This is a genomic window from Chryseobacterium suipulveris, from assembly GCF_022811685.1.
GTDB lineage: Bacteria > Bacteroidota > Bacteroidia > Flavobacteriales > Weeksellaceae > Kaistella > Kaistella suipulveris.
Genome location: NZ_CP094532.1, coordinates 262,648 through 282,549, shown reverse-complemented (window position 1 = coordinate 282,549; position 19,902 = coordinate 262,648). Strand labels below are relative to the sequence as shown.

15 protein-coding genes and 1 pseudogene are annotated in these 19,902 nt (G+C 39.5%); 10 read left to right on the top strand and 6 right to left on the bottom strand.

Annotated features, from left to right (window positions below; genetic code table 11):
- Positions 1-60 precede the first annotated feature (60 nt).
- The 7 genes from rsfS to MTP09_RS01405 all read left to right on the top strand — a co-directional run bounded on the left by rsfS (position 61) and on the right by MTP09_RS01405 (position 7,700).
- Positions 61-423: a ribosome silencing factor gene (rsfS, locus tag MTP09_RS01435; RefSeq protein ID WP_243549959.1), complete on the top strand. Its 363-nt coding sequence runs from the start codon at positions 61-63 to the stop codon at positions 421-423.
- A gap of 54 nt (positions 424-477) precedes the next feature.
- Positions 478-2,493 (top strand): ATP-dependent zinc metalloprotease FtsH, encoded by a 2,016-nt coding sequence (gene ftsH / locus MTP09_RS01430; protein ID WP_243549957.1) that lies wholly within the window; start codon positions 478-480, stop codon positions 2,491-2,493.
- Positions 2,494-2,762: 269 nt separating this feature from the next.
- Entirely contained in the window at positions 2,763-3,344 is a 582-nt protein-coding gene (locus MTP09_RS01425; RefSeq protein WP_243549956.1) for an LUD domain-containing protein, read from the top strand.
- A 27-nt stretch (positions 3,345-3,371) separates the two neighbouring features.
- A complete protein-coding gene (locus MTP09_RS01420) occupies positions 3,372-4,247 on the top strand; it encodes a phosphatidate cytidylyltransferase (RefSeq protein WP_243549954.1) in 876 nt (291 codons plus the stop codon).
- A 7-nt stretch (positions 4,248-4,254) separates the two neighbouring features.
- Entirely contained in the window at positions 4,255-4,905 is a 651-nt protein-coding gene (locus MTP09_RS01415) for a phosphatidylserine decarboxylase family protein (RefSeq protein WP_243549952.1), read from the top strand.
- Positions 4,906-5,003: 98 nt separating this feature from the next.
- Positions 5,004-5,567, top strand: coding sequence for a hypothetical protein (locus MTP09_RS01410; RefSeq protein WP_243549950.1), 564 nt, complete (start codon positions 5,004-5,006; stop codon positions 5,565-5,567).
- Between the two features lie 3 nt (positions 5,568-5,570).
- On the top strand, positions 5,571-7,700 hold the full coding sequence (locus tag MTP09_RS01405; RefSeq protein WP_243549949.1) for a cation:proton antiporter: 2,130 nt from the start codon (positions 5,571-5,573) through the stop codon (positions 7,698-7,700).
- An 82-nt stretch (positions 7,701-7,782) separates the two neighbouring features.
- Here the strand turns inward: MTP09_RS01405 and MTP09_RS01400 are convergent, their stop codons facing one another.
- The 3 genes from MTP09_RS01400 to MTP09_RS01390 all read right to left on the bottom strand — a co-directional run bounded on the left by MTP09_RS01400 (position 7,783) and on the right by MTP09_RS01390 (position 10,067).
- Positions 7,783-8,187: an OsmC family protein gene (locus MTP09_RS01400; protein WP_243549947.1), complete on the bottom strand. Its 405-nt coding sequence runs from the start codon at positions 8,185-8,187 to the stop codon at positions 7,783-7,785.
- Positions 8,188-8,371: 184 nt separating this feature from the next.
- Positions 8,372-9,214: a sulfurtransferase gene (locus tag MTP09_RS01395; protein ID WP_243549945.1), complete on the bottom strand. Its 843-nt coding sequence runs from the start codon at positions 9,212-9,214 to the stop codon at positions 8,372-8,374.
- Positions 9,215-9,218: 4 nt separating this feature from the next.
- Positions 9,219-10,067, bottom strand: coding sequence for a hydroxymethylglutaryl-CoA lyase (locus MTP09_RS01390; protein WP_243549943.1), 849 nt, complete (start codon positions 10,065-10,067; stop codon positions 9,219-9,221).
- A gap of 161 nt (positions 10,068-10,228) precedes the next feature.
- On the opposite strand from MTP09_RS01390, the gene pepT reads away from it, so the two are divergent.
- The 3 genes from pepT (at position 10,229) to MTP09_RS01375 (ending at position 16,915) form a co-directional block, all read left to right on the top strand.
- Positions 10,229-11,488: a peptidase T gene (gene pepT / locus MTP09_RS01385; protein WP_243549941.1), complete on the top strand. Its 1,260-nt coding sequence runs from the start codon at positions 10,229-10,231 to the stop codon at positions 11,486-11,488.
- A gap of 178 nt (positions 11,489-11,666) precedes the next feature.
- Positions 11,667-15,389: an Eco57I restriction-modification methylase domain-containing protein gene (locus MTP09_RS01380; protein ID WP_243549940.1), complete on the top strand. Its 3,723-nt coding sequence runs from the start codon at positions 11,667-11,669 to the stop codon at positions 15,387-15,389.
- Positions 15,390-15,703: 314 nt separating this feature from the next.
- Positions 15,704-16,915, top strand: a complete 1,212-nt coding sequence (locus MTP09_RS01375) for a site-specific integrase (protein WP_243549938.1) — start codon at positions 15,704-15,706, stop codon at positions 16,913-16,915.
- Positions 16,916-16,951: 36 nt separating this feature from the next.
- On the opposite strand, the pseudogene MTP09_RS01370 reads toward MTP09_RS01375, so the two are convergent.
- The 3 genes and pseudogenes from MTP09_RS01370 to MTP09_RS01360 form a co-directional block, all read right to left on the bottom strand.
- Positions 16,952-17,875: pseudogene (locus MTP09_RS01370) on the bottom strand (nucleotidyl transferase AbiEii/AbiGii toxin family protein).
- Between the two features lie 79 nt (positions 17,876-17,954).
- Positions 17,955-18,566 (bottom strand): DUF6088 family protein, encoded by a 612-nt coding sequence (locus MTP09_RS01365; protein WP_243549936.1) that lies wholly within the window; start codon positions 18,564-18,566, stop codon positions 17,955-17,957.
- Positions 18,567-18,715: 149 nt separating this feature from the next.
- Positions 18,716-19,894 (bottom strand): hypothetical protein, encoded by a 1,179-nt coding sequence (locus MTP09_RS01360; protein ID WP_243549935.1) that lies wholly within the window; start codon positions 19,892-19,894, stop codon positions 18,716-18,718.
- Positions 19,895-19,902: the final 8 nt, after the last annotated feature.

Sequence of the window (19,902 nt, the reverse complement as noted above, 5' to 3'; positions counted from 1 at the left end):
TAAATTTGAGGATAAAATAAATAAAAAAACAATAAATTTGCAGATTATACAAAATTTTGAATGAATAAAACTACAGAAAAGCAATTACTTATCGATAAAATCGTTGATGCGATCCAGGATACCAAAGGTGAAGACATCATGATATTCGATCTTTCAAAAATAGAAAATTCCGTAGCGGAAACCTTTATCATCTGCAGCGGAAACTCCAATACCCAAGTTTCAGCAATCGCGGGAAACGTCGAAAAAAAAGTAAGAAACGAGCTTCACGACCGACCTTGGCATGTGGAAGGAACCGAAAACGCAATGTGGATTCTAATGGATTATGTTTCCGTAGTGGTGCACGTTTTCCAGCGCTCGATTCGCGAATATTACGAAATCGAGGAACTTTGGGGCGACGCACAAATCACCAAAATCGAAAATTAACAAACTACCCCATTTGACGGAACCGCATTTCGTCAAAATTTTTATAAAAATGATATGAACAACAATAAAGGATTTAACTGGTTTTTCCCCATCGCGATCGCGGCGATTCTGCTCTTTTTCTTTTCGAATATGGGTGGCGAAAGCACGCAGAACACGATCGACGAGGAAGGTTTCTACAAACTGATGCAGGAGGGAAAAGTCAAAGATGTACTCATTTATAAAGACATCGAAAAAGCAGATGTGTTCCTGACCAAAGAAGCGAAAGCGCAGGAAGCGGTTACCACCGTACAGAAAGATAGAAACCCGATGTCGGCATTCGACTTCAACCTTGGTCCGAAACCAGACTATGTTTTAAGCTACGGCGATCTACAGCTTTTCCTGGAAAAATTTGACAAAATTAAAGCGGAAAATCCGGCTCTCGCCACCAAGAAAGATTACGGAATGGGCAAAAACCCAATGACGGAACTACTTTTCACAGCACTGTTTTGGATTGCGATTATGGCGCTGTTCTACTTCGTCATCTTCCGACGAATGATGGGAGGAGGAGGTGGTCCTGGTGGACAGATTTTCTCGATCGGGAAATCCCGTGCAAAACTTTTTGACGAAAAGGAAAAAATCCAGGTGACCTTCAAAGATGTTGCAGGTTTGGAGGGCGCAAAAGAAGAAGTGCAGGAAGTAGTTGACTTTTTGAAAAACTCAGAAAAATATACCAAACTCGGCGGTAAAATTCCGAAAGGTGTTCTTTTGGTAGGTCCTCCAGGAACGGGGAAAACCCTTTTGGCAAAAGCGGTTGCAGGTGAGGCAAAAGTTCCTTTCTTCTCGCTTTCAGGTTCCGATTTCGTGGAAATGTTTGTCGGAGTTGGAGCTTCCAGAGTTCGTGACCTTTTTGCACAGGCAAAAGCAAAATCTCCCGCAATTATCTTTATCGACGAGATTGATGCGATTGGTAGAGCAAGAGGTAGAGGAAATTTTACGGGAGGAAATGACGAAAGAGAGAATACGCTAAACCAATTACTTACAGAAATGGACGGTTTCGGAACCGATACGAATGTGATCGTGATGGCCGCGACCAACCGTGCAGATATTCTCGACAAAGCTTTGATGCGAGCAGGAAGATTCGACCGATCGATTTATGTTGATCTGCCTGAACTTCACGAAAGACAGCAAATTTTCGACGTTCATTTGGCGAAGATCAAACTCGACCCGAATATCGACCGGGAATTCCTTGCGAAACAAACCCCTGGATTTTCAGGAGCAGATATTGCAAACGTATGTAACGAAGCCGCTTTGATCGCTGCAAGAAATGGGCACGAAGCCGTAACCAAGCAGGATTTCCTTGATGCAGTTGACCGAATTATCGGCGGACTTGAAAAGAAAAATAAAGCCATTAAGCCATCAGAAAAAAGAAGAGTTGCCTATCACGAAGCAGGACACGCAACGATTTCGTGGCTGGTTGAGCACGCCGCTCCGCTGTTGAAAGTGACCATCGTTCCGAGAGGTCGATCTTTAGGAGCAGCTTGGTATTTGCCGGAAGAAAGACAACTTACCACCACCGAACAGATGAACGACGAACTCTGTGCAACTTTGGGAGGAAGAGCAGCTGAACAAACCATTTTCGGAAATATTTCTACAGGTGCACTTTCGGACCTTGAACGAGTTACTAAACAAGCACAGGCGATGGTGACCATTTACGGACTGAACGAAAAACTTGGAAACATCTCCTATTACGACAGTTCGGGACAATCCGAGTACAGCTTCGGAAAACCTTATTCTGACCAAACCGCAAAAATGATCGACGAAGAAATTTCGAAAATCATTGAAACCCAATATCAGAGAGCGCTCCAAATTCTTCGTGACAACAAGGATAAACTGGATGCACTTGCGAACAAACTTCTAGAAAAAGAGGTGATTTTCAGAGAAGATTTGGAGGAGGTTTTCGGGAAAAGAGCGTGGGATCCTGAATTGACGGAGCATCCGGTTTCTTCAACACATTCTGAAGAAACAGAAAAACCTGCGGAAGAACCCGCTCCGGAAGCAGTACAGGCACCGGAATCCAACACCCAACTTTAAGTAAAATATTTTCCTGGCTGTTTGCGTTTATCGTAAACAGTCAGGATTTTTTTAGAACACGATATCGGAAATTTTCTTTACCCCAACCCTAAAGGGCGAAAATTTCCTGCAAAACAAACCTAAATTTGCTCCCTGTCTGCCGATAGGCAGGCTTTTAGGGATGGGGTAATCAAATTTAGATTTATTTCAATAATTTATTCGAGTTCTAAATGAATGGCGTAAACAAATATTTTCTATTTTTGTATTAACATTCGCATAAACCACAGGAATTGAGTTTATTTAAGAAAATTGTCGGAAAAATATTAAATCAACCTGAAGAAGAGGAAAATCAGGATTTGACAAGACTTGGAGACCAACTGAAAAATGCTGATCTCGATTATAAGTTTGCGCAGCTTTTTACGCATTCCGGAGGTTTTTTTAATTATTGTGCAGATGAGGCAGAAGCGCTTCAAACACTGAATCACATCCTGAAAATTGAGGGGGTGAAGTCGGTATTCTGTTGGGATCACGATCTGAAGAATTTCTTAGATGTGGTAAAAGTTCCTTACACCGCTGAACTCGAACTTTTCAACGACTGTGCGTTCATCACCTGCGAATACCTCATCGCCTACGACGGCAGAATCATGCTTTCGCACAACAATATTTTGCATTACCACTCCTCACGTTTGCCGGAAAAAATTATCATTATGGCAAATGTTTCCCAAATCGTGACCAACCTCAACGATGCGATGGCGAAGATTAAGCGCAATGGTAACATTAGGAATTTAACCTCCATCAGCGGAAGCAATTCCAAACTCGACACGCCGAATAAAGACAATACCAAACTATTCCTGCTGCTGCTCGAAGACTGATTTTCAACCTAACCTAAACCTACTATTTTGGACAGAAACTTAGTTCAGCGAACAATCGGAGGTCTTCTTTATGCCTTTATCGTCGTTTTCTGCACCACACCGCTCGGTTCATTTCTTTTAGATAAAATTTCGCCGAATCTCGTTCCACAGCAAGATCTGTATTACGGGCTGATTACGCTTTTTCTGTTTGTCGGAGCGTGGGAATGCGTGAAGATGATGAAGTTCGATTCCAAAAGCTGGGAGAAGTGGGTGGTTTTCCCGATCATTGTTCTGATTTTCTACCGGTTTTCCAAAAGATATTTCAAGCACGGTTTTTACTATAACTTTGATTTATCTGAAATTCTCGCGCTATCGCTCATCGTGATCGCGGTTGTAACTTTATTCAGATTTTCCAAGGAACTTTATTATGATAATGGAAAACTGATTTTTACGGTGATTTATACGGCAATTCCATTTGGTTTTGCTTTAGGACTTCCTTCATTTTCCACTCACGATAACACGTTTACGCTCGAGGTTTTCTTTCTGTTCATCCTGATTTGGAGCAGTGATACCTTCGCTTATCTCACCGGAAAATTTTTCGGAAAGCACAAGATGGCTCCAAAGATTTCCCCCAAAAAGACTTGGGAAGGTTTTGCAGGAGGTGTTTTGCTGACTTTCGTCCTTGGATTTTTTATTGAAAAATTCCATCCAGACCTCCGCGGAAATTGGATTGTTGTGGGATTCCTCGTTTCAGTTTTTGCGCCGCTCGGTGATTTGGTTGAAAGTCAGCTGAAAAGAACTTTTGCGGTGAAAGACTCGGGAAATATCATTCCCGGACACGGTGGGATTTTGGACCGTTTAGACAGTTTTATCATTTGTGTTCCTGTCGTATATTTGTACTTTATTTTAGAAAAACTTTTTTAAGAAACTCATGAAACTACATAAGGAATCTACAGGAACCATCGTAGTCGCGACCATTTTGTTTGCAGTGATCGCATTTGCGGCCATTTATTTTCTGGAGATGTGGTCGTTGCTGATCATCGTTCCGCTTCTCGTTATTTACGGGTTGGTTTTCTGGTTCTTCCGTGTTCCTAAAAGAAATATTCTGGACCATAAAGAAAACGTAATCGCTCCCGTTGACGGAAAAGTGGTGATGATTAAAGAGGTGGAGGAAGATGAATTTCTAAAAGAAAAAGCGATCCAGGTGTCGATTTTTATGTCGCCGCTTAATGTTCATATCTGTAGATATCCGGTAACCGGAAAAGTGGTTTATAAAAAATACCATCCCGGAAAATATTTGGTAGCGTGGCACGAAAAGTCATCCACTGAAAATGAAAGAACGACAGTTGCTGTTCAGGCATACAACGATCATAAAGTGGTGTTCCGCCAGATTGCGGGATATGTTGCACGGAGGATTGTTTTTTACTGTAATGAGGGGGATCAGGCAAAAGCTGGACACGAGTTCGGATTCATCAAATTCGGTTCGAGAATGGATGTCTTTTTACCACTCAATACTGAAATCACCTGTAAAATTGGTGACAAAACCAAAGGCGGAATTGATGTCATCGCAAAGCTAAAATAATAGAATTACAAGTTTTTCTTAACAAAAAAATAAAGTCAGGATTTTTCAGTCTTGGCTTTTTTTGTTATTTTTAGGCAATCCCGAAAAACAAACCTCTTATGAAATACCTTTTCCCGATACTTTTATTGACGAGTTTTCTTCTTAATTCCTGTGATTTCAGCAAAAAAACTGAAGAACTCGACCTTCGAGAAAGCAAACTTTTAGAAAAAGAAAAAGCTTTTGCATTAAAGGAAGCAGACTATCAATCGCTTATCAAAATGCGCGACAGCTTGTACACGAAAAAAGATTCGGTTGAAACCATTGCTCTTCCTCAAAATGTGATTGGGAAATGGAACGGGAAAATAATCTGCACAGACTCCAACTGCCCCGAAAATATGATCGGCGATGTGAGGAATGATACGTGGGAATTCATACAGGATGGACAAAATATTTCGGCGAAAGTAATCAACAGAACGGGACAGATCAGGGTTTATCAGGGAACGTACAATGGTTCTGAAATCCGCCTCAACTATAAAAGTGATTCGAGCGCGGCAAAGAAAACTGAAATCAATGTACTGCTGAAAGATATTCAGGACAGTAAAATCAAGGGAACGCGCGAAGTTACCGGCGAAAACAATTGTATTTCGAGATTTTCCGTTGACTTAGACAAATCTAAAAACTAGTTTATGTTGACGATTCTAAGCATCCACAACCTCACTTTACCGCTGGAAGATCCTGTACTGAAGTTTCTGGTGGTTTTGATCATTATTTTGTTTGCGCCGATTCTGCTCAACAAAATCAAAGTGCCGCATCTTCTCGGGCTGATTATTGCAGGTGCGGTGATCGGTCCAAACGGATTTAATGTTTTGGCAAGAGACAGCAGCATCGTGGTGACGGGAACTACGGGATTGCTCTACATCATGTTTTTGGCGGGACTAGAGATTGATTTGGCGGAATTCAAGAAAAACAAGTGGAAAAGCATCACTTTTGGGTTGTACACTTTTTCGGTTCCGTTTGTTATGGGAATTCTGACCTCTCACTATTTCTTTAATTTTCCGTGGCTTACCTCCGTTGTTTTTGCGAGTATATTTTCGTCGCACACGCTGATTTCGTACCCGATCGTAAGCAAACTGGGAATTGCAAAGTCGCTTCCGGTGAATATTGCGGTGGGCGGAACGATGATTACCGATATTCTCGCACTTTTGGTTTTGGCAATCTGCGTCGGTGTAACTCAGGGTGAGGTGAATGCCGCTTTCTGGACGAAGATTTCTGTTTCGATGGTGATCTTCTCGATCGTGGTTTTGTTTGGCTTCCCAATTATCGGACGATGGTTTTTCAAGAAGGTAAGCGACAATATCTCCCAATATATTTTTGTATTGGTCATGATTTATCTTGCGGCGCTCCTCGCTGAACTTGCTGGAGTCGAAGCGATTATCGGTGCATTCTTCGCAGGTTTGGCGCTGAACCGATTGATTCCGCACACTTCTGCTTTGATGAACCGCGTTGAGTTTGTGGGAAATGCCATCTTCATCCCCTTCTTCCTGATCAGTGTTGGAATGATTATCGATTTCAGTGTTTTTCTTAAAGACATAAAAACGATTGAAGTTGCGATTCTGATGACCGTCATCGGAATTCTGGCAAAATATCTTGCTGCAGTTTTTACACAGAAATCTTTCCGGTTGACCAAAGAACAGGGCGGCGTAATTTTTGGATTGAGCGCGGCACACGCAGCAGCAACACTTGCAATCGTGATGGTGGGTTACAATATTATCATCGGTGAAACTGATGCGGGCGAACCGATCCGTTTGCTCGATGACAGTGTGCTGAACGGAAGTATTCTGCTGATTCTGGTTTCGTGTACCGTATCTTCTTTTGTCACCCAGCGAAATGCCAATAAACTGGTTCGCTCAGAAAACGAAGACACCATCAGTAAAACAAATCCCGACGACGAAAGCATTATGCTCGCTGTAAATTATTTGCCGACGGTAGAGCCGATGACGAATCTCGCATTACTGCTAAAATCGAAAAACAATAAGGAAAATCTGTACGCGCTGAATATCATTAATGAAGAAAAAAACGAATCCTCCCGAAAGAATGCCGAGAAAATCCTTCATGCATCGCAATCGGTCGGTGCAGCTGCAGATGTGAAAATTGTTCCTTTGACGAGATACGATGCAGATGTTGTAAACGGCATCAACAACGAGATCAAGGTACACTCCATTACCGATTTGCTCATCGGTGTAGATCCGCAAAAGGGTTTCTCGCCGAGTTTTGTGTACAATCTTTACAGCGGCTATCTGCAAAATTCGGTTTCCAATGTTTTGGTTTACCATTCGGCACAACCGGTTTCGACCATTCAGAAATATGTCGTGGTGTTTCCTCCGGATGCTCATCTGGAGCCGGGATTCTTCCATTCGTTATTAAAAGTTTGGAATATCGGCAGAAACTCCGGTTCCAAAATCGAATTCTATGGTAGCGAGGAAACGCTGAAACTCGTTGAAGACATCAAGCATAAGGTGAATATCGAGGCATCGGTAATCATCTTCAATCAATGGTCGGAAATTAAGAAGATTTTCGAAAAAATGAAGGAAAACGACGCACTGATCCTGTTTATGGCGACCAGAGAAATGGTTTCGTATTTACCTGAAATGCAGAATGTTCCGGATCAGATGAACCAATATTTCAGAAACACCAATTATCTCCTGGTTTTCCCATATCGCGAAGCGGAAAACGAATACCGAAAACACACCCGAGACATCGGCAACGCTGCAGACTTTGTGGAAATCGGGAATATTGTGAGCCGAATCTTCAGATAAACTGAATGAACCATATAAAAATACCCCAATTCAACTGGTTTCTGCCATGAATTGGGGTTTAATGTTCTTTGTCGGAAATATATTAATGACCGTACTCAAAAAGCACCGTAGTCTGTACATTTGGGTGGATCGACAAAGCGACAGGACAGTTAAGTGCAGTGTCCTCGATAAATTTCTTTTCCTCTGGGGTATAATTTTTCGGGAATCTTACAATACAGAAGATTGTTCCAATTCTCTTCGGTTCCGGATAAGTCGATTTTTTCAGCTCGCAGGTTGCTCCTGTAATGTCGATTCCTCTCGGTTTTCCTAAAACAGCCACCGCCATCAGCATCGACTGGCCGTAAGAAATTCCGAAAATATCAGAAGGCGAAAAATATTCCGAAGTCCCTCCTTCGCGCAGCGGCGCACAGGTAACGATTTCTGCTCCGGATTTTTCATGTTCAGAGATAATTTTGAAATCTCCAACATAAGTGATTTTTGAAGTCATAGCTTGAAGTTTATTTTAATGATAAAGATAGAAAACTTTAACAGATTAATATGCAAACCTTAAATGATTTTAATCAAAAATTAACAACCCAATCTTTTTTTCGCAAAGTCTCTAATATTAAATAGGGTTCTGTTTATCTTTTGTGATGTATTTCTGCCAAAAATTACGATTATTAAAGGGAAATTTAGGTCAGACCTTTCGCTATTTCCTTTCCTCTTCTGCTCCACTCGCTCCATGAACCGACATACAGTTTCGGAATTTCCAATCCCGCATAATCCATCGCAAGAATCGTGTGGCACGCTGTAACTCCCGAACCGCAGTGAATCGCCAAATCAGCAGTTTTTCCGCTAAGGAAATCGGAATACTTCTTATGAAGAATTTCAGGACTCAGAAAAAGTCCTTCATCATCAAGATTTTCCGAAAAGGGAATATTTTCTGCGCCGGGAATATGTCCCGCAATCAAATCAATCGGTTCAGATTCACCTTTATACCGGTATGCATCGCGAACATCGATTACAGCTGCAGTTTTGTTTCTTAATCCTGCTTCCACTTCATCAATCGTGATCGTCGGTAACTTCCAGTTTTCCAAAGAGATTCGTTCAGCTTTCGGAAAAGTTTCCGTTCCGCTGCTCATTTCTACACCCGCTTTTTCTGCGTGTTGCAAACCGCCACTCAGTACACTCGCGTCGATTCCAGCAGCTTTCAGCATCCACCAGCAACGAGCTGCAGCATTGGCACCGTTTGCCAAATCATAAACGATGACCTTAGAATTTTCATGAACTCCGAGCTCCGACAACACTTCAACGAAATCTTTAGGTGAAGGTAATGGATGTCTTCCGTCGAACGCGGCATTAGTTCCGATATGGGCTAAATCTTTATCTAAATCAACAAACCGTGCGGATTTGATATGTTTTTCAAGATAACTTTGATACGCATCTTTTCCGGTTCTTGCGTCAAGAATAACGAGATTCTCCCGACTAAAAAGTTCCTTTAAATCCTGCGCGGTGATAACGGATGAATTTCTCATGATATTAAAAATGAAAAATATCTTTTGCCTTATTGTAGGCACTTTCGAAGTTAAGCAGGTTCAACGAATGTTCCACATTTTCTTTCGCCATAAAGTTGATGACCTGTTCTGTCGGCATATTTCCCACCAAATCATCTTTCGCCATCGGACAACCGCCGATTCCCTTAATTGCGGAGTCGAAACGTCGGCAACCTTTGTCGTATGCTGCTTTGAGTTTTGGGTAGGAATCTTCGTATCGGTTATGGAAATGCGCCCCAAAATCAATTTCCGGATATTTCGGTGGAATTTTCTCGAACAGCAATTCGATCTGCTCCGTAGTTCCGGTTCCGGTCGTGTCTGAGAGCAAAATATTTTTAATCCCGATTTCATTAAAGCGGTTTGCCCAGAAATCCACATCCTCCCATTTCCACATTTCGCCATAAGGATTTCCGAACGCCATTGAAAAATAAATATTTAAAGTGCGGCCATCGCTTTTCAGGAGTTCCACTATCTTAACAATTTCGTCAAACGCCTCTTCTCGGCTTTTGTTGGTATTCCTGTGCTGGAAAGTTTCTGAGATTGAAAACGGAAAACCCAAAATATCAATCTGCTGATGAGCAAGTGCTTTTTCGGCTCCCCGAAAATTGGCAACGATCACGGAAAGCTTCGTGTTAGAAATGCCTTTATCGATCTCATCAACCACCGTTCCCGAATCCGCCATTTGGGGAATCGCTTTCGGAGAAACGAAACTCCCGCAATCAAGCACATCGAAACCGACTTCCATTAAAGAATTAATGTACTCAATTTTCTTTTGGGTCGGGATAAATTCACCCCATCCCTGCATTGCATCTCTCGGACATTCGGTAAGGAACATTTTGATGTATTAAGGTTTTCTCAAAGATAATAAAATTGGGGAAAGTTGAAAATTAGTTTTCTTACACCAGTTCCTTCCACGCAAAAACCGACGTTTTTAGAAAGAAATCTACTTTATGCATCCACCGAAAAACCTTAACTTTGTTAAAAATAATACTGTTTATGACGACGATAGATTTTAACCTCGAATGGAAACTAAAATTACAGAACCGATTTATCAACTACGCCAAAATATACTCGACAAGCGATCCGGAAAGCGAAAGCACACCTTCCACAGAAAGACAGTGGGATATCGCAAAATATATTTTTGAAGAGCTGAAAACGCTGGGTTTAAGCGATGTTTCCCTTGATGAAAATGGATATATTTACGCCTATGTTCCTTCAACCTTAGAAAATGATGATGAACCGGTGGTTGGCTTTATCGCACATTACGACACTTCGCCGGATTTCAGCGGTGAAAACGTAAACCCACAGATTTGGGACGATTACGACGGCGGTGATTTGCTGCTAAACAAGGAAACCGGATTTACCCTTTCTCCTAACAAATTCGAGAGCTTGAAAGAGTATGTTGGCAAAACACTGATTACTACCGACGGAACCACACTTCTTGGAGCCGACGACAAAGCGGGAGTTGCAGAAATTGTAACCGCAGCGGAATATCTGCTCGCTCATCCAGACATTAAACACGGGAAAATAGCGATCGGCTTCACTCCTGACGAAGAAATCGGAAGAGGCGCCCATAAATTTGACGTGAAAAAATTTGGTGCAGAATGGGCCTATACAATGGATGGCGGCGAACTGGGCGAACTGGAATATGAAAATTTCAACGCAGCCGGAGCGGTGGTAAAAATCCATGGATTGAGTGTTCACCCAGGTTATGCTTTCGGGAAAATGGTTAATGCGTCGTTACTTGCGGCAGAATTTATCAAGATGCTTCCTGAAAACGAAACGCCTTCAACCACGAAAGGTTTCGAGGGATTCTATCACTTGACCGACTTGAAGTCTGATGTTTCTGAGGCGAAAATCCAATACATCATCCGTGATCACGATGCCGAGAAATTTGAGGCGAGAAAGCAGTTCATCACCGAAAAAGTTGCCGAATTCAACAAAAAGTTTGGTGAAGGCACCGCCGAAATCGAAATCAAGGAGCAGTACCGAAACATGAAGCAGCAATTCGAAGGAAAAATGCATATCGTGGATATTGCGGAGCAGGCGATGAAGGATGCGAACATTGAACCTAAAATCAAAGCAATCCGCGGTGGAACCGACGGTGCCCAACTTTCTTACATGGGATTACCGTGTCCGAACATTTTCGCGGGGGGAATTAATTTCCACGGACCTTATGAATACGTAGTTCTGGAAACCATGGAAAAAGCGGTGAAAGTGATTGTGAATATCGCAAAAGCAGTGAAGAAGAGATAGTCGCTCTTTCAGTAATAAGAAAAGCTACCAAAGTTGGTGGCTTTTTTTGTTGACGATTGTTTCGGTTTCCATTAGAAACAAAATTTGATCCATGCTGAAGTTTCGGAATTCTAACATTTTTCTACCAATTCTTGCGAAACCAAACCCCGTTTCTTACTTTTATTGTTTAAATTCAAACATGTTCCAAAAAACGATAATCAAGAAATACCTGAAGTCCCAAAACCAAGAAGAAATTGACAGAAAATGGATGGTTTTCTCTCAACATTTCCACAATCCTGCAATTCAGGAAAACATACGGAATTCCAAGGAAGAACAATATCAGGAAGGATTTCTTCGGGATTTGTTTGTAAAGGTTTTTGATTATGTTCTCAATCCACATGACGGGTTTAATCTCACAACGGAACTTCGCAACATTAAAGACACCAAAAAAGCTGATGGCGGAATTCTGGTTGATGAAAAAGTGGTGGGAGTAATCGAACTCAAAGGAACCAACACCATCGACCTTGGAAAAGTAGAATCACAAGCATTTAATTATAAAAGTAACCAACCTGGATGCTTATACGTGATTACTTCCAACTTCGAGAAACTGAGGTTCTACATTGAAGACACCGTACATTTTCAGGAATTCAATCTATTTACTTTAAATAAAGAAGATTTCAGTGTATTGCACCTGTTTTTATCTTTTGACAACATCAAAAATAATGTCCCGAAAAAGATAAAAGACGAATCCGTAAGTCAGGAAGATGTGATCACCAAGAAGCTTTATAAGGATTACTCCGTTTTTAAACAGGAACTTTTTCAAAACTTCGTCGAACAGAATCCCGACTACGATCAACTCGAACTCTTTCAGAAAACCCAAAAACTTCTTGACCGCTTATTGTTTCTATTTTTCGGGGAAGATCGGGGCTTATTACCACCAAACTCGGTAAGACAGATTCTCAACCAATGGAACAAACTAAAGGATCTTGATGAATACGTGCCACTTTACAGTCGCTTTAAGAAATATTTTGGCTATTTAAACACCGGATTCAAAGGCAAGAACCACGATGTATTTGCGTATAACGGCGGACTTTTTAAACCCGATGAAATCTTAGACAACATCACTATTGATGATGATCTACTGTACCGAAACACCCTCAAACTTTCAGATTATGATTTTGCCAGCGAAGTGGATGTGAACATTTTAGGACACATTTTCGAAAATTCCCTGAACGAAATCGACGAAATAAAGGCACAGATTGAAGGAAAGGAAATCGAGAAATCAAAAACCAAAAGGAAGAAAGACGGCGTTTTCTACACCCCGAAATACATTACCAAATACATTGTTGAAAACACGGTCGGTAAACTTTGTGAGGAGAAAAAAGCGGAGTTCGGAATTGTGGAAGAAGAATATTCCGCCGACAGAAAACGACAGGAAAAAACCAAAAAAATCCTTTTGGAAAAATTGGTAAATTACCGAAAGTGGTTGCTGCAAATCACCATCTTGGATCCAGCTTGTGGAAGTGGAGCATTCCTGAATGAAGCACTCAATTTTCTGATCGAGGAACACCATTACATTGATGTAATGGAATCAAAGCTCACTGGCTCGTCGATCACCTTCACCTACCATTCCGAAAGCATTTTGGAAAACAATCTTTTTGGTGTAGATCTTAACGAGGAATCCGTCGAGATTGCGAAACTTTCTTTGTGGTTAAGAACCGCGGTTTATGGTAGAAAACTGAATGATTTAAGCAGCAACATCAAATGCGGAAACTCACTCATCGACGATCCCAAAGTTGCCGGAGAAAAAGCGTTTAATTGGGAACAAGAATTTCCACAAGTCTTTAAAGAGAAGAAAACGTATCACCTGGTCTTTACCACCCACAACAGCAGAACTTCCGCTCGGATGCGGCGCTTAGGGATTGTTCCCGGGAAACCTGCAGAACTGAGTTTACCACAGGAAATAAAACTTGCAGAAATATTCGCCCAAATCGCCAAAGACTATGACCTCGACATTCTGGCATGGAATGTCTGCAAAGACCACGTCCATATTTCCCTAACCTGCTCCGAAGACGAACTGCTGCACCAAGTAAGGTTGATGAAATCGATCAGCAGCAAAATGCTGAACCGTTGGATGACCGAGACTTCCGCCGCCGAGGTTTCCGACACGGCACCGGTTTCCGCGACACCCACCTCGACCACCTCCTCTCCAATGGGTCTCGACCCATTGCAGAATAAGGACCCATTGCAGAATACCGATTCATTGCAGATTACCAACCTATCGGCAATCACAGAACCATCGCAGATTGATGATCCGTTGCAGATTGATAAGTCAAGGCATCGAGATGCCTTGGAGGATCCGGCTTCGTATTTCCCCGGGGAGCACGACAATCACCTGTGGTCGCAAAAGTTTTTCTCGGTGGATACGGAGAGTTGGGAGTGGCTCAGTGATCAGGAAAGCGGTTTTCCGTATGAGGTGACGCATTTCTCGCGGGTTTTGGAATATATTGAGGAAAACAGGGTCAATCATATGCTGCCAAAAAGCGATGAGCTGGAGAAGATTATTTCGGGGTTCACCAAAACTCCGGAGGAGGTATATCGGAACAAGTACAAAGGTGGCTTTGATGTGGTGATTGGGAATCCGCCGTATGTAAATATTGTTAATATTCTGAACAAAGAGGAAAGAGTCTTTTATCAGTCAAAATACAAAACTGTAAAAAATAAATCTGATTTATACAGTATTTTTATTGAAAAGGGTTATGGAGTACTTAAAGACAAAGGACTTTTGAGTTTTATTTTTCCGAACTCATGGTTAGGCACTGAAAGTTTTTCCGAATTTAGAAGATTCATTATTGATAATACCAAAATATTGGAATTAATAAAACTTCCAAATGATGTTTTTGCTGATGCAGTTGTAACACCAATCATTTTGAGTTTTAAGAAAGAAAAAACCATCGACCACAATATAATTTTAAAAGAACTGATTAATAATGAGTTTTTGACTTTAAGAAATAAGTTGAATTATAACCGAATAAAAAAGTCACCAACTTTAACTTTTTCATTTAGTTCAGAGATTAAGTTTGATATTGAGACATTTCAGTTGGGAGAAATTGCAGATTTTTCCTTAGGAATAAAAACAAGCGATGACAATAGATTTATTTTTGACAGGAAAATTGATGACAGCTCTTACCCAATTCTAAGAGGTCGAAATATCACAAGATATTATTATTCCGAACCTACAGAATGGATTTGGTATAAACCTGAACTAATTACTCAAAAAGCAGGAGGAAGACCAAGAATACTAGAGAATTTTTTGCACCAAAAAATATACATACAAGATATTTCCAAAAGGATCAACGCTTGTTATTGTGAAGAACCAATATTATCAAATGATACTTTAAATCTAATTTATGATGTGAAAGGAGGTTTTACTTTCAAAACAATTTTAGTTTTAATGAATTCAAAGTTAATTAACAAATGGTTTGAATCTGAATTTCAAGAAGGTTTACATATCAAAATAAATCAATTACAGCAAATTCCAATTCCCAAGAATCTTCAAAATAGTCAATCCTTTATCATCGAAAAAGCCGACAAAATGCTTTCACTCAACAAAGCATTCCAGGAACTTTCCGGGAAATTCCAACGAAATTTACAAATGGAATTTTCAGTGGAAAATTTATCGAAAAAATTACAAAGTTGGGAACAGCTTTCCTACGGTGATTTCCTGAAAGAACTCGGCAAGCTAAAGATTAATTTATCGCTATCCCAAAAATCCGAATGGGAGGATTATTTTCTTGCCGAACAGAAAAAAGTTCTGGAAATCCAAAACCAGATCAACACCACCGACAAAGAAATCGACCAAATGGTCTATGAGCTTTATGGTTTGACAGAGGAAGAAATAGAGATTGTGGAAAAAAGTTGAAACGGGAAATATCCCAAATAAAAAAGTCACCAGAAATTCTGATGACTTTGCTCCTCTTCTTGGGCTCGAACCAAGGACCCTCTGATTAACAGTCGGTTTTATTGTGTTTTATTATAATTTGCTTAATCTTTATTATGCTTTATTTTCTTTGATTATCAATTGTTTACAAATATTTTTCTTGTACAGTATTTTATAATATTTTACTTTTGGAGCGCAAATGTTCGTGAAATGTTCGTGAAAAAATTTTTGTAAAACACGATAAACAGGAATATCTGAAAAAAATGTTCGTGAAAAACGATAAAAATTGACACAAAATGGTAAGTTACACCTTTACACTTGCTCCAAAAGAGAATAAAATAGGGGAGAGAAGTATCATAATTTCATTTATAAAAGACCGCAAAAACACAAGTCTTTCAATCGGGAAAACTTGCAAGGAGAAGGACTGGAGTTTTGACGCTTGTCGTCTGAAAACTTCGCATCCCAATCACGCTAACCTCAACAAATTTATTGAGCGCAGAATTAAGATCATTGACGAGATTATCGACGATTTCGATAAAAATGGAATCTACTTCACGCTTCCTGATCTCATCAATAAACTAAAGACGAGCAGCGGACAAAGCATTTCCTTAACCTATACGAGTTTCCACGAAGATTTGATTAGAAATCTTTTGGCATCGGATAAAACCGGAACAGCGAAAGTGGAAAAAGATACGCTGAATGCGCTGCAACGGTTCTTTGGCAAAAAAGACATTAGTTTTAATGAATTGGATTATTCTAACTTGAAAAAATTTGAAGCCTATTGCATTTCTCGCGGTAACAGGGAATCCAGTATTGCGATTAGAATGCGGACTTTGCGTTCGGTTTTTAATCAAGCCATTAGAAGCCAAGTAATTACGGAAAAACAATATCCTTTTAAGCAATATAAAATTTCAAAACTGAAGGAAAGTGGGAAAAAGGAGTATCTGAATGAAGAAGAAATAGAAAAACTCAAGAAATATGAGCCAAAAGACGAAAAACTTTCTTTTGCAAAAGATATGTTTTTGTTCAGTTATTATGCAAGAGGAATCAACTTTTTGGATTTGATTAAGTTGGAAAAAAAATTTTTGAATATTGATCGTATTGATTATATCCGCAGTAAAACAGGCGTTCCGGTGAGTTTTAAAATCAATGATTACGCTCGGAATATCATGGAAAAATACAAATCCGAAGACAGTTCAAAGTTCATTTTCAACATAATGAATACCGAAAAGCCAACGCAGATTTACCTAAAAAACAGATCCAAAAAAGTGCTGACCTATTATGTGAATATGCAGTTGAAAGAAATAATGAAAGAACTGGAAATCAGGAAGAATATCTCTTATTACTGCGCCCGTCACTCTTTTGCCACAGTTTTGAAGTTCAATAATATTTCAATTGAGACTATCCGCGAAGCACTTGGGCAAAAAGATATAAAATCTACAATGTCTTATTTAAACAGTCTTCCGGATAATAAATTGGATAAGATTATTGACGAGGTTTTGAAGTAGGAGTATTTGTTTAATATTTTAGCAAAACCTTTTCCCTTAAATCATTTCCCAATTGAGGCTGTTGATTTTATCTTTCAATTTTTTAAGAGTTTCAATTATTTCAGAAAAAGTTGGTCTGTTTTCGCCATAAACCATTTCTTCTCGCATTTTGGCATAATCTTTTTCCCATAATCCAATGATATTTTCTGGTGGAATAGGGTTTATTGTGGATGGGCTGTGCAGGCTATAGTCGATACCGGTGATTTTGGTAAATTCCATTCTGTGCTTTACAATGGTTTCATAGAGTTCCTTATTCTGTAGGGCACTTTCTGCATATTCTGTTTTTGAAAAAGCATATAGATCGTACAAATGGCGGCTGAGCAGATCTACCCTTATTTTTTAAGCGGTTTTCTGAAACTCTTCATGCAGAAGGAAAATTTTTTCTAAAAAAGTCCTTTCCGGATTAACGGATGGTATTTCTTCGCTTTTTTCCGAAAAACTCTGCTCTGGATATTCATCATCAACCATCGCGGAAATTTTTTTCATCGTAAATGGCTCAATTAATGAACGGCACCCGACTTCTATTTGAACTCTCGGCTTCAGATATTCCGTAACTTCAATTATATTTGGATAAAAAATATTGATAATACGAGGATCCTGATCGGAATTCTGGGTTTCGGCCAACGAGAAAGTGACATTTTCCAAGCCTTTCTCTTTAAATTTTTCCTGTAATTCTAAATAAAAAACCTCGCTGATATATTGACCGGAAGCCTTCCTTAATTTGGTTTTCTTGTTTTTAGTCAAATTTCCTTCGAAGCCAAGAAACTCTCTTTCGATGGCCAAATCAATGTCTTCGGAAAACCTTTCTATGAGGTTCCACGCCTTGCTCAGCGAGGTGCCACCTTTGAAAACCAAATGCTCGGCTACATCCAATTCAAAAACCGCTTTCAAAGGTTGCGATACCCACCAGTCTTTTTCCACGGCAAACGGTGTTATTCCTCTTTTTTCGGCAACTTGTGTAAAAGCAAGGACCCTCGTTTATTGGGGAAGGGCTAAAAATTTATTTGTCATTATTTTTATTTATGGCGTTCCGCATTATTATCCTAATCCATTCTGGCGCAAGGCGAATGTCGTGTTCCAAGCGGTATGGATTTTCCTTTTTAAGTTTTTCTATAACTAAATCCTTTTCCTGTTGAGTGACATTGTCCTTCCCGATTTCTTTCAAAGCTTGGATTACAAGTCCGCTTATTTCACCAATCGCAGCGAGGTTTTTCGGGCTTGTTTTTTTGAATTTTATTTTTCTTTTGCCGAGATCAACTGTTCGTGCAGAACCGTCTGTGAGATACACCAAATTGAGGGGAATCTGGGTGGAGAGTCCTAGTGCATTGAGCGCCAGAATTCCCGTTGGAATAATGCGCGCCTTGTCTCTTTTGCGAATTGCCTCTGCAATCTGTTCGGCAGAAGGCTGAATATTTCCCAAAACTGGATCCGTTTGTAAAACAGCGTAAATCCCCCTCGCGACACGGGAAATACCGCCGTTATTGACCAATCTTTCCAATGCTTTTGCAACTGCTCTGGCATTGCCGAAAGCAAGAAAGTCTTCAATAAAAAACAGCGTACCCCTCTTCGCTTTTTTTATTTTTACAAGTATTTTATCATCAATGCTTTGCATATGCAATTTACGGTTATTTTGTCGCAAATTTAGAAAATATTTGCGACGAAAAAGAAGATTCGCTTCTCAAATAATTAGAGAAATCGGACGAATAAAGATTGAAAATAGTCTTTCTAGAACCTGGAATAAAAAATAAATTATTAAAACACTTAATTAAACACAACCTCGGTTTTATAAAAGAAAGTCTTTGTTGTTTCGAAACCTTCTGCCCTTTTCATAAGATAATAATCCAATTTTTCGATGCTTCCGCGGGCTAATTTAATAATCTTCATAAAGTCAGAAAGTTCCATTATATTGAGATAACAGTTATATTTTGAAATTAATTCAAAAATTGAAATGTTCAAATCTTCCCATTCCCCAAATGAGGGTAATTCTGAAACTAAAATAATACATTGTGGTACTAACCCTTTGTTAATCTCAATTTTCAGATTTGATTTAGAATCAAATACCGAAATTTCATTTGATACATTTCTCAAAGCTCCGGCAAGTTGATTAACCGCCTTTAATATTTGCTTTTTAATATTATCCTGTTGTTTGGAAATGGATTTATCAAAAGACTTTTGAGAAGATAAAACCTTGGATTCAATATAAAATGTTCCCAATTCATAATGGGCAAAAATATCGGTGAGTTCCTTTTTTCTGCCTGAAGAATTAAAATAAGGATTGAGAAAAATATTATTGGTTTTAAATATAGATTCTAAGGGTACGAACACTTTTTTTTCAAGTTGATCTCCCTCTTTTTCCTCTAAATAATGAGTGGTAATATTTTGATCAGTAATAAAAGCAGATTGTATCGCAACTCCATTGGAGACATTTATTTCTATTCTCTGAAAATCTTGATAGTTTTTGGCGTCAAAATCCAATTTCATTTGATCTAAAACTTTCTTCCAATTATCATTGTTATATTCAGTATCAATGTTTTGCCATTGAATTTCAACAGTATTCTCACTTAGGGTAGCATTGCTTGATAAAACGGGAACCCCCAATTCATCATAAAAGTCCACTAAAATTGAATTCCCACTTTTCAATATTATTTTAAGTGCATCTATTTCAAGCAGAAAATTACTGGATTGAGTTACAATCAAGGGATTATCAATATGGTCATAAATGAATAATCCAATAACAGGGTATGTTTTTTCTGAAACAAAATACTGCCCTACTAACATTTCTAATTTACATCCTTGGTTGATGGCTCTAATAATATGATTAGGCAACTTAATAATAAACTTCTCTAAACCATTGTCATAAAACCAGATTCCCACTTCTTCATCATTAAGGCGGGAAGAAATAAAATCATCCAATGTTTCATATTTATTATTAAAATCCAAAATCTATT